The following is a 16,775-nucleotide window of genomic DNA, read 5'->3' on the forward strand; positions in this document are numbered from 1 at the left end:
ACAGCGGCCTTTTTAAATTTTGTTGACGGCCCAAACGATAAGGGGCCTCTTGATAATCGTCCAATATGAAGATCGGCGCTTGCGATACCAAATGTCGTATCCCCGACATCCCGCGATCAAGGCGTCCCCGCCCATCGGAGGCATCCGCCCGTGACCACCCAACGTTTCGCGCCGAACTGGTTCCAGAAGGCGAGGCTGAAGCTGCGCCATCTCCAGCTGTTCGCGGCGCTCGACGAGCACCGCAACCTGCACCGCGCCGCCGCCAGCCTGAACATGTCGCAGCCCGCCGCCTCCAAACTGCTGGGCGACCTGGAGGAGACGCTGGGGATCGAGCTGTTCGACCGGCACGGCCGCGGGATCGAGCCGAACTGGTACGGCAGCATGATGATCCGCCATGCCCGGATGATCCTCAGCGAGTTGCAGGAGACGGGTGAGGAGCTGAACACCCTGCTCGCCGGCCACAGCGGCCGGGTGTCGATCGGCACCGTCATGGCCCCGGCGGTGGAGCTGATGGTGCCGGTCATCAGCAGCCTGACCCGCGAGCATCCCAACCTGAAGATCGCCGTGGCGGTGGAGACCAGCGACGTGCTGGCCGACCGGGTCCGCCAGGGGGTGATGGATTTCGCCATCGGCCGCCTGCCCGGCCATTTCGACCCCACCGCCTTCGAATATCAGGAGATCAGCAGCGAGGAGCTGTGCTTCATCTGCCGCGACGGCAACCCGCTGCTGCGGCTCGGCCGTCCGCTGACCGCCGCCGACCTGACCGACGCCACCTGGATCCTCCAGCCCGTCGGCACCCTGCTGCGCGACCGGGTGGAGGCGCTGTTCCGCGCCGAAGGCGCCCGGTTGCCGCACAAGGTGATCGAAAGCGCCTCTCCCGTCATCTCCATGGCGATGGTGGCGGAAACCGATTCGGTGACCGTCTTCGCCCGCGCTCTCGCCCAGGTGTTCTCGCCCAGCGGCTGCTGCGCCATCATGCCCTTCCACAAGCGTTTCAGCGTCGAGCCTTATGGCATCTTCTGGCTGAAGGACCGGCCGCTGTCGCCGGGCGCCCGCACCGTGCTGTCGGCGGTGCGCGCAGCGTCGGAGCGCAAGATGCGGCAGAAGGCGGCGGCCACCCCGACCGCCGTGATGGTCGATACCGAAATTCATATCGATTTGCCGAATAATCATATTTGACAGTTATGGGAAAAGGGAGGATTGCTAGGGACACCAACCATCGCGTCAAACGCCATCCGCGCCACAGAACGCGGGGGCGGCGTATCGCGTGCCGTAGTAACGGGGAGGATTCCGGTCCATGTCGTCCGCTAAGCGCATTTCCATCACTTCCAAATTCGCCGGCCTCGCCGTCGGCATTCTGGTCGCCACCGGCGCCGGTGCCCCGGCCATGGCCCAGACCAAGCCGACCGTCGGCATCTCCATGCCGACCAAGTCGTCGGCGCGCTGGATCGACGACGGCAACAACATGGTCAAGTATTTCCAGGAAAAGGGATACAAGACCGACCTGCAATATGCAGAGGACGACATCCCCAACCAGCTCGCCCAGATCGAGAACATGGTCACCAAGAACGAAAAGGTTCTGGTGATCGCCGCCATCGACGGGACGACGCTGACCGACGTGCTGCAGAAGGCGGCGGAGCAGGGTGTGAAGGTCATCGCCTACGACCGCCTGATCCGCGGTTCGGCCAATGTCGACTACTACGCCACCTTCGACAACTTCCAGGTCGGCGTCCTCCAGGCCTCCTACATCGAGAAGGCGCTGGGCCTGAAGGACGGCAAGGGTCCGTTCAACATCGAGCTGTTCGGCGGTTCGCCCGACGACAACAACGCCTACTTCTTCTACAACGGCGCCATGTCGGTGCTGCAGCCCTACATCGACAGCGGCAAGCTGAAGGTCGGCAGCGGCCAGGTCGGCATGGACAAGGTGTCGACCCTGCGCTGGGACGGCGCCGTCGCCCAGGCCCGCATGGACAATCTGCTGAGCGCCTATTACGGCAACAAGCGGGTGGACGCCGTGCTGTCGCCCTATGACGGTCTCAGCATCGGCATCATCTCCTCGCTGAAGGGCGTCGGCTACGGCTCGGCCTCGCAGCCGATGCCGGTCGTCACCGGCCAGGACGCCGAGGTGCAGTCGGTCAAGTCGATCCTGGCGGGGGAGCAGCGCTCGACCGTCTTCAAGGACACCCGCGAACTGGCGAAGGTCACGGTTGGCATGGTCGATGACCTGCTGGCCGGCCGCACCCCGCAGGTCAACGACACCAAGACCTACGACAACGGCAAGAAGGTCGTCCCCTCCTATCTGCTGAAGCCGGTGCTGGTCGACGCCACGAACTGGAAGCAGGTCCTGGTCGACGGCGGCTACTACAAGGAATCGCAGATCAAGTGAGTGAACGGCGCGGAAGCGGGGGCCGGATGGCCCCCGCTTCCGCGCCACGCCCAACGGCAGGTCGAACCGTACAGCCGGGCGATCGGGGATTTATCCATGGACAGCATTCTTGAGATGCGCGGCATCACAAAGACGTTTCCGGGCGTCAAGGCGCTCGACAACGTCAACCTCTCGGTCCGCGAGGGGGAGATCCACGCGCTGATCGGCGAAAACGGCGCCGGCAAATCGACGCTGATGAAGGTGCTCAGCGGCGTCTACCCGCACGGCACCTACGAGGGCGAAATCCGCTTCCGCGGCCAGCCCGTCGCCTTTCGCGGCATCGCCGACAGCGAGAAGCTGGGCATCATCATCATCCACCAGGAACTGGCGCTGGTGCCGCTGCTGTCGATCACCGAGAATCTGTTTCTCGGCAACGAACAGGCGAAACGGGGCCGGATCGACTGGGTCGCCGCCACCGCGCGCGCGCGTGAACTGCTGCGCATGGTCGGGCTGACCGATTCGCCGGAGACGCTCATCACCGACATCGGCGTCGGCAAGCAGCAGCTGGTGGAGATCGCCAAGGCCCTGTCCAAGCAGGTCAAGCTGCTGATCCTGGACGAGCCGACCGCCAGCCTGAACGAGAGCGACAGCGACGCGCTGCTGGCCCTGCTGCTGCGCTTCAAGGAACAGGGCATCTCCTCCATCCTGATCTCGCACAAGCTGAACGAGATCGCCAAGGTCGCCGACCGCGTCACCATCCTGCGCGACGGCACCACGGTGGAGACGCTGGACTGCCACGACGCACCGATCAGCCAGGACCGCATCATCAAGGGCATGGTCGGCCGCGACCTCGCCGACCGCTATCCGCGCCGCACCAGCAACCCGGGCAACATCCTGTTCGAGGTGAAGGGCTGGAGCGCCGACCACCCGATCCATGCCGGCCGCCGCATCGTCAAGGACATCGACCTGCATGTCCGCCGGGGCGAGGTGGTGGGCATCGCCGGCCTGATGGGCGCCGGCCGCACCGAATTCGCCATGAGCCTGTTCGGCCGCTCCTACGGCCGCAACATCCGGGGCCGGGCCTTCCTCGGCGGGCGCGAGATCGACGTGTCGACCATCCGCAAGGCGATGGACAACGGCCTCGCCTATGCCACCGAGGACCGCAAGCATTACGGCCTCGTGCTGGACAACGACATCCGCCATAACGTGACGCTGGCCAATCTGGACGGTGTGGCCAAGCGCGGCGTCATCCACCACGAGCGCGAGATCGAGGTCGCCAACGACTTCCGCCGCCGCCTGCGCATCCGCTGTTCCGACGTGTTCCAGCAGACGGTCAACCTGTCCGGCGGCAACCAGCAGAAGGTCGTGCTCAGCAAATGGCTGTTCGCCGACCCGCAGGTGCTGATCCTGGACGAGCCGACCCGCGGCATCGACGTCGGCGCCAAATATGAAATCTACACCATCGTCAACCAGCTGGTGGCCGAAGGCCGCGGCGTCATCCTGATCTCGTCCGAACTGCCGGAGCTTCTCGGTGTCGCCGACCGCATCTATGTGATGAACGAAGGCGCGCTGGTCGCCGAGATGCCGGCGGCCGAGGCCAGCCAGGAAAAGATCATGCACGCCATCATGTCGTCCGCCTCGAAAGCCACGGCGGCGCGCGCCGCCGTCGCCGCTGCTGCCCGGGAGTCCCTGCAATGAGTGCCGAATTGAACCTGCCCGCCCAGCAGCCGCGCCAGGCCTCGATGGCCAAGTTCCTGAAGAGCCACATGCGCGATTACGGCATGCTGATCTCGCTGCTGGCGATCGTCGCCTTCTTCCAGTACGTCACCGACGGCACGCTGCTGCAGCCGCTGAACCTCACCAACCTCGTTCTCCAGAACAGCTACATCGTCATCATGGCGCTGGGCATGCTGCTGGTGATCGTCGCCGGGCACATCGACCTGTCGGTCGGCTCCATCGTCGGCTTCATCGGCGCGCTGGCCGCCATCCTGATGGTGCAGTTCCACTGGCACTTCATCCCGACCGCCATCGTCAGCCTGATCGCCGGTGCGGCCATCGGCGCCGCCCAGGGCTACTGGGTCGCCTATTTCCGCATCCCGTCCTTCATCGTGACGCTGGCCGGCATGCTGGTCTTCCGCGGCCTCAGCCTCGCCCTGCTGGCCGGCCAGTCCGTCGGCCCCTTCCCGGTGGAGTTCCAGCGCCTCAGCTCCGGCTTCATCCCGGACATCTTCGGCACCCAGGGCTTCCACACCACCACGCTGGTGCTGTGCCTGGCGACCCCGGCGATCCTGATCGCCTTCAGCGTCGCCGCCCGCATCCGCCGCCACCGCTTCGCCATCGAACAGGAGCCGCTGGCCCTGTTCCTGCTGAAGAGCGCCGGCCTGTTCGCCGTGGTCGCCTATGTCGGCTGGCTGCTGTCGACCTACAAGGGCCTGCCGAACGTCCTCATCATCATGGCGCTGCTGATCGGCCTCTACGCCTTCGTCACCCGCGACACCACCATCGGCCGCCGCATCTACGCGCTGGGCGGCAACGAGAAGGCCGCCAAGCTGTCGGGCATCGACACCCGCCGCCTGTCCTTCTACACCTTCGTCAACATGGGCGTGCTGGCCGCGCTGGCCGGCCTGATCTTCGCCGCCCGCCTGAACACCGCCACGCCGAAGGCCGGCGTGTCGTTCGAGCTGGACGTGATCGCCGCCTGCTTCATCGGCGGTGCCTCGGCGTCTGGCGGTGTCGGCCGGGTGACCGGCGCGGTGATCGGCGCCTTCATCATGGGCGTGATGAACAACGGCATGTCGATCCTCGGCATCGGCATCGACTGGCAGCAGGTGATCAAGGGGCTGGTGCTGCTCGCCGCCGTCTGCTTCGACGTCTACAACAAGGGCAAGGCCTGACGCGGCCCTCATGGGTCGCGCCTCCCCTTCCCCGACCGGACATATTGCCATGACGCTCCCCACCCTCGGACTTGTCGGTCTGGGAAAGATCGCCCGCGACCAGCATATCCCGGCGATTGCCGCCACCGGCCTGTTCCGGCTCGCCGCCGTGGTCAGCCCGGACGGTGCCACCGCTGACGGCGTGCCGACCTTCCGCACCCAGGCGGAGATGCTGGCCGCCCTGCCCGGCCTGGACGCGGTCGCGCTCTGCACCCCGCCCGGCGTCCGCCACGGCCTGACGGTTGAGGCGCTGCGCGCCGGCAAGCATGTGCTGATCGAGAAGCCGCCCGCCGCCACCCTGTCGGAGCTTCACGATCTGGTGGCCGAGGCCGGGGCCGCGCGGCGCACCCTGTTCACCGCCTGGCATTCGCAGTTCAACCCGGCGGTCGAAGAGACCAAGTGCCGGCTGGCTGACACCACCATCCGCAGCGTCGCCATCACCTGGAAGGAGGATGTGCGGCGCTGGCATCCGGGCCAGGACTGGATCTTCGCGGCCGGCGGCTTCGGCGTCTTCGATCCAGGCATCAACGCCCTGTCGATCCTGACCGACATCCTGCCGGCGCCGGTCTTCGTCCGCTCCGCCGACCTGCATGTGCCGGCCAACCGCGACACTCCGATCGCCGCGACGCTGGAGATGAGTGCGGCCCCCGGCTCGCGCATCGGCCGCGTCACCGCCGATTTCGACTTCCTCCAGCAGGGCGAGCAGACCTGGTCGATCGTCATCGACACGGCCGATGGCCGGCTCGACCTGACCCATGGCGGCACCCGCCTGTTCGCGGACGGCGCGCCGGTCCTCGCCGAGCCCGACACCGAGTATCAGCGCATCTACCGCCATTTCCACCGCCTGATCGGCGATGGGGCGAGCGATGTCGACGGCCGCCCGCTGTCGCTGGTCGCCGATGCCTGCATGGTCGGCCGCTGGCACCGCACCGCCTCCTTCGACTGGTAGCATCCCTTCACGCCAGGGCCCGCAACAGGGAGATCCACCGCATGCCCATAGCGATCGGCACCCGCATCGGCCACCGGATCACCGCCGGCAGCGCCGGCATCCTGCTGTTCCTCGCCGCCGTCGCCGGCGTGGGCATCAACGCCCTGTCGGAGACGGAGACGGTGGTGCGCCGCAACGGCGTGCTGGCGGAACAGGTGGTCGATCTCGGCCGCATGCAGACCCTGATGCTGGACATGCGGCTGAAGACCACCGCCTTCCTGCTGAACGGCCGCGACGAGGATGCCGATGCCGTCACCTCCCTGTCGACGGAGGCCGCGAACCTCGTCGCCGCCGTCGACCAGCGCCTTGCCGGCGGCGGTGACACCGCAGCCGTGCAGCAGATGAAGGCCCGGGTCGCCCAGTATCGCGACAGCTTCGCCGCCGTCCGCGACGCCCACACCCAGCGCAGCGAGGCGGTGGCCGAGGTGGCGAAGTTCGGGGCGAAGCTCCAGACCATGCTCAGCACCATCCTGACCAACGCCAAGGGCAGCGGCAACGTCGACGCCCTGAACCTCGCCGCCCAGGCGGCGATGCATGTCCAGGCCGCCCGCACCGTCGCCGCCCGCTTCCAGGGAGAGGGCTCGGCCGGCCTCGCCACCGCGACCCGGACCGAGCTGAAGACCGCCGCCCAGAATGGCGACGCCATGGCGAAGACGCTGACCGATCCGGCGCTGCGCGGTCTGGTGTCCGCCTTCCTCAAGACGCTCGACGGCTACGCCGCCGGCTTCGACCGGCTGGTGGAGACCACCCAGCGCCGCGACGCCCTGGTCAACGACACGCTGACCCCGCTCGGCACCGCCATCGGCGATCAGGCCCGCAGCCTGACCGAACAGGGCGTGAACGACGAACAGCAGCTGCGCGCCGACACCACCGCCGACATCGCCGGCTATCGCCGGGCCATGGCCATCGCATCGGCCGCCGGCCTGATCCTCGGCCTTGCCGCGGCCGTGCTGATCGCCCGCAACCTGTCGCGCCCGGTGGTCGCCATGACCGACGCCATGACCCGGCTGGCCGGCGGCGACCGCTCCGTCACCATCCCCGGGCTCGCCCGCCGCGACGAGATCGGCGGCATGGCCAAGGCCGTGCAGGTCTTCCAGGCCGGACTGATCGAGGCCGACCGCATGGCCGCCGACAAGGCCGCCGAGCATGAGGCCCGCGTCCGCCGCGGCGAGCGCATCGACCGCCTGACCCAGGAGTTCGAGCGGATGGTGGAAAGCACGCTCGGCCGCGTCGCCAGCGCCGCCACCCAGCTCCAGTCGACCGCCCAGACCATCCAGTCGACCACCGAGGAGACCAGCCGGCTGGCGGGCGACGCCGTCCGCTGCTCCGGCGAGACCACCGGCAGCGTCGAGACGGTGGCCGCCGCCGCCGAGGAGCTGGCCGTCTCCATCGCCGCCATCAGCCAGCACGTCGCCCACAGCGCCGAGGTGACCGAACAGGCGGTCGGCATCGCCCGCGTCACCGACGAGACGGTACGCAGCCTGACCGGCGTCGCCCGCCAGATCGGCGACGTGGTTCAGCTGATCGGCTCCATCGCAGCCCAGACCAACCTGCTGGCGCTGAACGCCACCATCGAGGCGGCACGGGCCGGCGAGGCGGGACGCGGCTTCGCCGTGGTGGCGAACGAGGTGAAGAGCCTCGCCGCCCAGACCGCCAGGGCGACCGAGGAGATCGAGGCGCAGATCGTCGCCGTCCAGCGCGTCAGCAGCGAGGCGGCCGGCGCCATCACCGAGATCACCAAGGTCATCGGCGAGGTCAACGAGGTCTCCACCACCATCGCCAGCGCCATCGGCGAGCAGCGGGCGGCGACCAACGAGATCAGCGGCAGCATCCAGCGCGCCGCCCGCGGCACCCAGGATGTCCGCGACAACATCACCGGCGTGACCCACGCCTTCCAGGCCACCAGCGACGCATCGCGTCAGGTCAAATCCGCCGCCGACGGCCTGTCCGGCGAGGCCGACGACCTGCGAGGCTGCGTGTCCCGCTTCCTGGCGGACATGCGCGCGGCCTGATCCGACCATGGTCCTGCAAGACCAGCCAGACACACCCACAACTCCGGCGCCGGGCCGTCCGGTCCGCGCCCCAACCTGAAACCGGTGTCGATATGTCCGAGACGAAGCCCCCCTTCCCCGCCAATGCCGACGGTTCAGCCCCCGGTTCAGAACGGCGTCTGCGTTCGCGCGCGTGGTTCGACAACCCCGCCAATCCCGACATGACCGCGCTCTATCTGGAGCGTTACCTGAATTTCGGCCTGACGCGGGAAGAGCTTCAGTCCGGCGCCCCGATCATCGGCATCGCCCAGACCGGGTCGGACCTCAGCCCGTGCAATCGCCATCATCTGGTTCTGGCCGAACGGCTGCGTGAAGGCATCCGCACCGCCGGCGGCATCGCCATCGAATTCCCGGTCCACCCGATCCAGGAGACCGGCAAGCGGCCGACCGCCTCGATCGACCGCAATCTCGCCTATCTCGGCCTCGTCGAGGTTCTGCACGGCTATCCGCTTGACGGCGTCGTGCTGACCATCGGCTGCGACAAGACCACCCCGGCCTGCCTGATGGCCGCCGCCACCGTCAACATCCCGGCCATCGCCCTGTCGGTCGGCCCGATGCTGAACGGCTGGTTCCGCGGCGAGCGCACCGGCTCCGGCACCATCGTGTGGAAGGCGCGCCAGATGATGGCGGCCGGCGAGATCGACTATCAGGGCTTCATCGAGCTGGTGGCCTCCTCGGCCCCCTCGACCGGCTACTGCAACACGATGGGCACCGCCTCGACCATGAATTCGCTGGCGGAGGTGCTGGGCATGCAGCTCCCCGGCTCCGCCGCGATCCCCGCCCCCTACCGCGAGCGCCAGCAGGCGGCCTACGAGACCGGCAAGCGCATCGTCGAGATGGTGCGCCAGGACATCAAGCCGTCGGACATCCTGACCCGCGACGCCTTCCTCAACGCCATCGTCGTCAATTCGGCGATCGGCGGTTCGACCAACGCGCCGATCCACATCAACGCCATCGCCAAGCACATCGGCGTGCCGCTGACGGTCGACGACTGGCAGACCCATGGGCTGGACGTTCCGCTGCTGGTCAATCTCCAGCCGGCCGGCGAGTATCTGGGCGAGGACTTCCACCGCGCCGGCGGCGTGCCGGCCGTGGTCGGTCAGCTGATGACCAAGGGCCTGATCCGCGAGGACGCCCCCAACGTCAACGGCCGCACCATCGGCGAGAACTGCCGCAACACGGAGATCCTCGACACCCGTGTCATCCACCCGATCGACGACCCGCTGAAGATCAACGCCGGCTTCGTCGTGCTGCGCGGCAACCTGTTCAACGCCGCCATCATGAAGACCAGCGTGATCTCCGACGAGTTCCGCGAGCGCTACCTGTCCAACCCGCGGGACCCGGAAGCCTTCGAGGGCAAGGTCGTGGTCTTCGACGGCCCGGAGGACTATCACCACCGCATCGACGATCCGTCGCTGGGCATCGACGCCTACACAATCCTGGTGATCCGCGGTGCCGGCCCCATCGGCTATCCGGGTGCGGCCGAGGTGGTGAACATGCGTCCGCCCGCCGACCTGATCAAGCAGGGCATCCATTCCCTGCCCTGCATCGGCGACGGCCGCCAGTCCGGCACGTCGGGTTCGCCCTCGATCCTCAACGCCTCGCCGGAGGCGGCGGCCAACGGCGGCCTCGCCCTGCTGCGCAGCGGCGACCGCGTGCGCATCGACCTGCGCCGCGGCAGCGCCGACATCCTGATCCCGGAAGCGGAGCTTGCCGACCGCAAGGCCGCCCTGGAAGCCGCCGGCGGCTACCCCGCCCCGGCCTCCCAGACCCCTTGGCAGGAAATCCAGCGCGGCATCGTCGACCAGCTGGACGAAGGCATGGTCCTGAAGCCGGCGGTCAAGTACCAGCGCGTCGCCCAGACGATGGGGATCCCGCGCGACAACCACTGACGCGGCAATGCCGGGGTGCCCGCGGCAGCGTCGCGGGCACCCCGGCTTCTGCGCCGGTCATCGGCCGGGAGAGGCCAGCAGCCCCCGGCAAGCGTCCGGAATGCCTCGACCGCCTTGGCCAGCACCTCTTGCGGCCGGTCGCTGGCCGCAACCCAGAGGGCGGCATTCAGCGCTGCGCCGTTCAGAAGCCGGGCGGCCGCTTCGGCATCCACCGGCTTGACGATGCCTTGCGCAATGAGTGCCGTCACCGTGTCGAGAGTCGCCTGGAGGCAACTGTTCTGGCTGGGCCATTGCGACGGATCGCCCAGAACCGCCGGTCCGTCGAGCAGCACGATGCGCTGGACCTCGGGCTCCAGCGCCATCTCGATATAGGCGACACCCTCCGCCAGCAGCCCTTCCCAGCCGTCGCCAGCCAAGCTGCCGATCACGCGCGCACGTGTCGCCATTTCCCCGTCGATCTGGTCGACCACCGCCTGCAGAAGGCCCCGCTTGTCGCCGAAATTGTGATAGAGCGCCCCGCGCGTCAGCCCCGCCTCCGCCGTCAGTTCGTCCATCGAGGCAGCCGCATAGCCTTTCTCGGAAAAGGCCTTGCGCGCGGACCTGACCAGCTTGGCGCGGGTCTCTTCGATCATCTCGGCGCGTTTCTTTCCGGCCACGGTCTTTTCTCCTGACATACGTATCGTATGTGTATTGACATACGGGGCGTATGTATGCCGTCATTCACATACGAGGCGTATATCAAACCATGCCCCGATTGTGAAGACCGACGCAGGGCCGGGCTGCTCAGCCCGAAATCGCCCGCCCCTCAGCAAGGAGGAAGAATCCAATGGCTCAACGCGAGGCCATCGTTCCCGAAAGCCGGCACGCGCTCTATGAGAATCACCGTTACTCGGCGGCAATCCGCTCGGGCGACTTCCTGTTCGTTTCGGGGCAGGTCGGCAGCCGCGCGGACGGTTCGCCGGAACCCGACTTCGAGAAGCAGGTGCAACTGGCTTTCGAAAACCTCAAGAACGTCCTCAAGACCGCAGGCTGCACGCTCGACGACGTCGTGGACGTCACCACCTTCCACACCGACCCGGCCAACCAGTTCGAGACCATCATGGCCGTGCGCGACAAGGTCATTGGCGGGCCGCCCTATCCCAACTGGACCGCGGTGGGAGTGACCTGGCTGGCTGGCTTCGATTTCGAGATCAAGGTCATCGCCCATATTGCCGCAGCCGCCTGAACGATCGACGGCCCGGTTCGGCCATCGTCCGATTCCGGGCCTCGCTTCCCGCCCACGCATCCCAGCAATGCCCCACCATTTCGCGCAAGTTTTCACGTCCGCCCTTGACGTCCGCCTCCCTTTGCCCACATAAGCCCTGACGAAACATCCGATCCCAGCCGTCCCCCAGCCGTATGATGGCCGCCGCCAAGGCGCCTCCGGCCGGGTCCATTCCCAACCCCCGAGATCCGCATCGACGAGCGATGCACGCCCGTCCGGCAGCGTCGAATGCCGGCTTATGTGAGACGTACGACAGAGGCATGACGTTTGATTCAAAGCGGCGCCGGATGGCGCCGAACAACCGCGCACGCAATCGCAACCCGCGTCCGCGTGATGACTTCGATGGCTCCCGCCCGCCCGCCAATGCGGTGCCCAGCTCGATCCATGGCGGCGGCCCGACCGGCCCGGTTCCGGGCAAGGACGAGATCCTGTTCCTTCCGCTGGGCGGTTGTTCCCGCATCGGCATGAACATGGCGCTCTACGGCCATGCCGGCAAATGGCTGATCGTCGACGCCGGCGTCGCCTTCGTCGGCGACGAGATGCCGGGCATCGACAGCCTGATGGCAGATCCCGCCTTCATCGAGGAGCGGATGCAGGACGTCGTCGGGCTGGTGGTGACCCATGCGCACGAGGACCATATCGGCGCGATCCACCATCTGTGGCCGCGCCTGCGCTGCCCGATCTATGCCAGCCCCTTCGCCTCCCACATCATCCGGGACCGGCTGAAGGAAAAGGGCGCCCACCGCGCCGCCAAGGTTCAGACCTTCGAGATCGGCGACACGCTGACCATCGGTCCGTTCCGGATCGAGACCATCGCCGTCACCCATTCGATCCCCGAACCGATGTCGCTGGCGATCCGCACGGCGGCCGGCACGGTGCTGCACACCGGCGACTGGAAGTTCGATCCCGATCCGCTGATCGGCCGGACCACCGACTTCGCCGCGCTGAAACGCCTGGGCGACGAGGGTCTGCTCGCCATGATGTGCGACAGCACCAACGCCGACGTGCCCGGTTCCACCGGCTCCGAGGCCGACGCCCGCGCCGGCCTGATCGGCGCCTTCGCCAACCGCTCGGGCGCCATCGCGGTGACCGGCTTCGCCTCCAACGTCGCCCGCATGACCGCCGTGGCGGAAGCGGCGGCGGCGGTCGGGCGCAAGGTGGTTCTGGTCGGCCGCTCCATGCTGCGCATGGAAAAGGCGGCGCAGGCCTGCGGCTATCTCGACCATGTGCCGGACTTCATGGATGTCCGCGAGGCCTCCTGGACCCCGCGCGAGAACCTCGTGTTCCTGTGCACCGGCAGCCAGGGCGAGGAGCGGGCGGCACTGAGCCGTCTGGCCCGCAACGAGCACCGCGACCTGTGGCTGGAAGAGGGCGACACCGTCATCTTCTCCGCCCGCGCCATCCCCGGCAACGAGGAGGCGCTGGCCGAAATCCACGAGCATCTGCGCGGCATGGGGGTGGAGATCGTCACCCCGGCCGACGCGCCGGTCCATGTCTCCGGCCACCCGAAGCGCGACGACCTCGCCCGCATGTACGGGTTGGTCCGCCCACGCTTCGCCGTGCCGGTCCATGGCACCATCGAGCATATGGAGGCCCACGCCCGCCTCGCCCGCAGCTGCGGCGTCGAACGCGCGCTGGTTCCGGAGGATGGCGACATCCTGCGCATCGCCAAAGAGGGCACCCGCGTGATCGGCCGGATCGAGCCGAAGCGCCTCGCCAACACCGGGCGGGAGCTGATCGCCTGGATCCCGCCGGTGGCGGTGGACGCGGAGGACGAGCGCGTCGCGGCCTGACCGCCCTCCCCTTCAAAACGGACAAAGCGAACGGGTCCTGTGGAGTGTTCCACAGGACCCGTTCGCCTTTTACGACACCGGATCGATCATTCGGCCGGGGTGGCGACCATCGGAACCTCGACGGCGCGGGCCTGGAGCAGTTCCTTCCACTTGCGGAAGGCGGCGATCAGGATGACGAAGCCCAGCGCCAGCATGATGATCGAGATGCCGGCGTTGAAGGGGTTGTAGCCCTTGGCCGCCTTGTTCAGATAGACGTTGGCGATCATCCAGTAGCCGGCGACGTTCACCGTGACGAACAGGTAGGCCAGCGGGATCAGGCAGGTCAGCATGTAGATCCGCTTCTGGGCCAGCCGCAGGATGATGGTGGCGCCGATGATGAGGCCGACCGAGGCCATCAGCTGGTTCGACACGCCGAACAGGGCCCAGACCGAGTTGATGTCGCCCGAGGTCAGCAGATACCCCCAGGCCACGCAGGCGATGACGCTGGCGATGATCGAACCGGGGACCCAGTCCAGCCGCTTCATCGGGGCATAGACGTCGCCCAGCAGGTCCTGGATCAGGTAACGGGCGACGCGGGTGCCGCTGTCAACGGCGGTCAGGATGAACACCGCCTCGAACATCACGACGAACTGGAAGAAGTAGGAGGCGAGGCTGTTGAACCACGGCACGCGGGTGAAGATCTCGGTCATGCCGACCGCCAGCGTCACCGCACCGCCGGTGCGGCCGTAGAGGTCGAGGCCGATTTCCTGGCTCAGCCGCGGCAGGTCGACGACGGTCATGCCCAGGGCCTTGAAGGCGGCCGGAGCGGAGTTGATGGCGAAGTAATCGGCCGGATGCAGGGCGGTGGCGGCGATCAGCGCCATGACGCCGACCAGGCATTCCGCCAGCATGCCGCCGAAGGCCACCGGACGGATGTCGCTCCACTTGTCGATCAGCTTGGGCGTGGTGCCCGACCCGATGAAGGCATGGAAGCCCGAGATGGCGCCGCAGGCGATGGTGATCGAGATGAAGGGCCAGACCGGGCCGTTCAGCACCGGGCCGCCGCCATGGATGAAGTCGGTCAGGGCGGGGAAGCGGATCTCCGGGTTGATGAAGACGACACCGACCACCAGCGCGCCGAACACGCCGACCTTCATGAAGCTGGACAGGTAACCGCGCGGGGTCAGCAGCAGCCAGACCGGCAGGGCGGTGGCGAAGAAGGCATAGACCGGCAGGATGACGGCGACCGTCTCGGCATGCAGCGTCAGCCATTCGCCCAGCAGCGTGCCCTGGATGTAGGGGCCGGCGAAGACCGAGGCGGCGATGGCGGCGATGCCGACCTGGGTGGCGCCCTTGGACGAACCGGTGATCTTCTCGTAGAGGCCAAGCGCGATGGCGATCGGGATCGTCATGAACACCGCGAAGGCGCCCCAGGCGTTGCGTTCCAGCGCATGGACGACGACCATCGACAGGCCGGCCATGGTGATGGTGATGATGAACAGCATCGCCAGACCGGTGCACCAGCCGGCCACCGGGCCGAGTTCGGCCTTGGCGACCTCGGACAGCGACTGGCCCTTGTGCTTCATCGAGGCGAACAGCACGACGGTGTCATGCACCGCACCGCCGATGACGCAGCCGATCAGCAGCCACAGGAAGCTCGGCAGATAGCCGAACTGGGCGGCCAGCACCGGACCGACCAGCGGGCCGGCGGCGGCGATGGCGGCGAAATGCTGACCCGCATTCACCCACTTCTTGGTGGGCACGTAGTTCTTTCCGTCCGCCAGGATGTGGGACGGGGTGATTTCCGAATCGTCGGCACGGAGAACCTTGCGCACGAAGAACACGCCGTAGAAGCGGTAGCAGAGCGCAAGAATGCAGAGTGTCGCGATCACAAAGGTTAGGGCGTGATCCATGACGGCTCTCCTGAAAAGGATATGCCGCCGGTGTAATCCCTCTGCTCGCGCCTGTGGGGTGGAATGCCGCGAGCGGCAGTCGGGAGATGCTGAGCGGCAGCCGGCAGGGGGCGAGCGGCGCCGCTCAAGCCCCCGGACCTGCCGCCCGGTCCTGGATGCTAAACGGAGTCCGACACCGGTTCGGTTGCCGCCGCTCCACCGGCCGGCGCGTCCAGATACGGCCTCAAGGTGAGGACGACGGGCACGATCAGGGCGGCGGTCGCCGCCGCAGCCAAGACGCCGACCGTCTGTCCGCCGTGATCGGCGATCGCGCCGTAGAGGATCGGCGCCAGTCCGCCGGAGCCGATGACGCTGGTGTAGAAGACCGCGAAGGCCCGGCCGGTGTCGCCGTTGGAAAGCTCCGGCACGGCGCCATAGAGCACCGAGGAGGTGCCGTTGAGCACGATGCCGAGCAGCGGCAGCAGGAAGAGCGTCGGCGTCAGCGACGTGAGCAGCGTCGCCGCGATCAGCAGGGCGGTGGCGGCTTCGGTCACCATGACGCTGCCGACGATGCCCAGCCGCTCCCCAAGCAGGCTGCAGGTCGCCTTTCCCAGCGCGCCACCGATGAACAGCAGGGCAAGGGCAAGCCCGACCGTCGCCGAATCCCCGCCCTGGCCATGGATGAGGAAGGGCAGGAAGATCAGATAGCCCATGCGGGTCGCGGTATCGAGCGCGCCGATCACCGTCAGGATACCGAAGCCGCCGCGACCGCGGCCCCCCATCCCGGTCCCAGTCCCGGTCGCAGTCCTGGCGGCCCTGGCGATGGGGACTGCCGGCGCCAGCGGCACCAGCGCGAGCGACAGGACCAGTCCGATCGCCGCCATCAGCCCGAGCACCGGCTGCCAGCCGAACACCGGCAACAGCACGGCGGCGAGCGCCGGCAGTGCCGCTTTGCCGAGATCGCCTGAGAAATTGTAGATGCCGAGCGGATGCCGCGATGCCGCGCCATAACTGACGGTCACCAGCGTCGAGCCGCAGGGATGCTGGATGCTCGATCCGATGCCGGCCAGGACAAGGCCGACGCACAGCCCCGGCAGGCCGAGCGGCAACGCCATGATGAGCAGGCCCGCCGCCGCCAGAAGTGTCGACAGGATCAGCGCCGCCCGCGGCGACAGGCCGCGCAGGGCGCGGTCGGCCGGGATTTGCAGTCCTCCCATCGTCCCGGAGTAAAGGCCCCGAATGATGGCAAGCATCGCATAGGACAGGCCGAACTGCGCCTGCCAGACCGGCAGGAAGACATAGAGGGCGTCAGTGTACCCGTCATGCACCGCATGGGCCAGACAGGCACCTGTCAGGCTTTTCTTCTTCTCTGTCCACCAATCTCTCGGCGTCATCTTCAATGGCTTCCCCGAAGGCACGACAGGCATTGCCCGGCCGATCCCAAACGGACGGCAGGGTATACCCGTGATGTTTCATCGACCAGTATGCTTTCAACCAAGGATACTGTTCGTTTTCCTCACGGGTTGCCGATCCGCCACCTTCCGCCTCTGAACGCCCTGCGCATAAGGGCAGGGCTTCCAAAGATCAGGGCCGGCGTGATGACTCCGCGACCGCTCAG

The 16,775-nt window shown here is 67.4% G+C and carries 11 protein-coding genes and 1 pseudogene; 9 read left to right on the top strand and 3 right to left on the bottom strand.

The annotated features are described in order from the left end of the window. The first annotated feature begins 150 nt into the window (after window positions 1-150). From E6C72_RS28395 to E6C72_RS28425, 7 genes are all read left to right on the top strand, one after another. Window positions 151-1,179 (top strand): LysR family transcriptional regulator, encoded by a 1,029-nt coding sequence (locus E6C72_RS28395; RefSeq protein ID WP_109442904.1) that lies wholly within the window; start codon window positions 151-153, stop codon window positions 1,177-1,179. Between the two features lie 118 nt (window positions 1,180-1,297). Continuing rightward, window positions 1,298-2,386 (top strand): multiple monosaccharide ABC transporter substrate-binding protein, encoded by a 1,089-nt coding sequence (gene chvE, locus E6C72_RS28400; RefSeq protein WP_109442903.1) that lies wholly within the window; start codon window positions 1,298-1,300, stop codon window positions 2,384-2,386. A 96-nt stretch (window positions 2,387-2,482) separates the two neighbouring features. Continuing rightward, on the top strand, window positions 2,483-4,063 hold the full coding sequence (gene mmsA, locus E6C72_RS28405; RefSeq protein ID WP_109442902.1) for a multiple monosaccharide ABC transporter ATP-binding protein: 1,581 nt from the start codon (window positions 2,483-2,485) through the stop codon (window positions 4,061-4,063). After that, entirely contained in the window at window positions 4,060-5,259 is a 1,200-nt protein-coding gene (gene mmsB / locus E6C72_RS28410; RefSeq protein WP_109442901.1) for a multiple monosaccharide ABC transporter permease, read from the top strand. The genes mmsA and mmsB overlap by 4 nt, the downstream gene beginning before the upstream one ends. 49 nt (window positions 5,260-5,308) lie before the next feature. After that, window positions 5,309-6,247, top strand: coding sequence for a Gfo/Idh/MocA family protein (locus tag E6C72_RS28415; protein ID WP_109442900.1), 939 nt, complete (start codon window positions 5,309-5,311; stop codon window positions 6,245-6,247). A gap of 41 nt (window positions 6,248-6,288) precedes the next feature. Further along, window positions 6,289-8,298: a methyl-accepting chemotaxis protein gene (locus E6C72_RS28420; protein WP_109442899.1), complete on the top strand. Its 2,010-nt coding sequence runs from the start codon at window positions 6,289-6,291 to the stop codon at window positions 8,296-8,298. Window positions 8,299-8,390: 92 nt separating this feature from the next. After that, window positions 8,391-10,229, top strand: a complete 1,839-nt coding sequence (locus E6C72_RS28425; protein WP_109442898.1) for an IlvD/Edd family dehydratase — start codon at window positions 8,391-8,393, stop codon at window positions 10,227-10,229. Between the two features lie 92 nt (window positions 10,230-10,321). Here the strand turns inward: E6C72_RS28425 and E6C72_RS32755 are convergent. Beyond that, window positions 10,322-10,903, bottom strand: a pseudogene (locus E6C72_RS32755) (TetR/AcrR family transcriptional regulator); the annotation flags it as partial. Window positions 10,904-11,055: 152 nt separating this feature from the next. Here E6C72_RS32755 and E6C72_RS28435 point away from each other — a divergent pair. Both E6C72_RS28435 and E6C72_RS28440 read left to right on the top strand, forming a co-directional pair. Then, window positions 11,056-11,454 carry a RidA family protein gene (locus E6C72_RS28435; RefSeq protein ID WP_109442897.1) on the top strand — a complete coding sequence of 133 codons (399 nt, stop codon included), beginning with the start codon at window positions 11,056-11,058 and terminating at the stop codon, window positions 11,452-11,454. Window positions 11,455-11,753: 299 nt separating this feature from the next. Continuing rightward, window positions 11,754-13,286 carry a ribonuclease J gene (locus E6C72_RS28440; protein WP_247875928.1) on the top strand — a complete coding sequence of 511 codons (1,533 nt, stop codon included), beginning with the start codon at window positions 11,754-11,756 and terminating at the stop codon, window positions 13,284-13,286. 86 nt (window positions 13,287-13,372) lie between these two features. On the opposite strand, the gene E6C72_RS28445 is transcribed toward E6C72_RS28440, so the two are convergent. Continuing rightward, the gene (locus E6C72_RS28445; protein ID WP_109442895.1) at window positions 13,373-15,178 is read right to left on the bottom strand and encodes a carbon starvation protein A; all 1,806 of its coding nucleotides are present in this window, start codon (window positions 15,176-15,178) and stop codon (window positions 13,373-13,375) included. Window positions 15,179-15,336: 158 nt separating this feature from the next. Further along, complete coding sequence (locus tag E6C72_RS28450) at window positions 15,337-16,551, bottom strand: MFS transporter (RefSeq protein ID WP_199228854.1); 1,215 nt, start codon at window positions 16,549-16,551, stop codon at window positions 15,337-15,339. Between the last annotated feature and the right edge of the window lie 224 nt (window positions 16,552-16,775).

The organism is Azospirillum sp. TSH100 (assembly GCF_004923295.1).
Classification (GTDB): Bacteria; Pseudomonadota; Alphaproteobacteria; order Azospirillales; family Azospirillaceae; genus Azospirillum.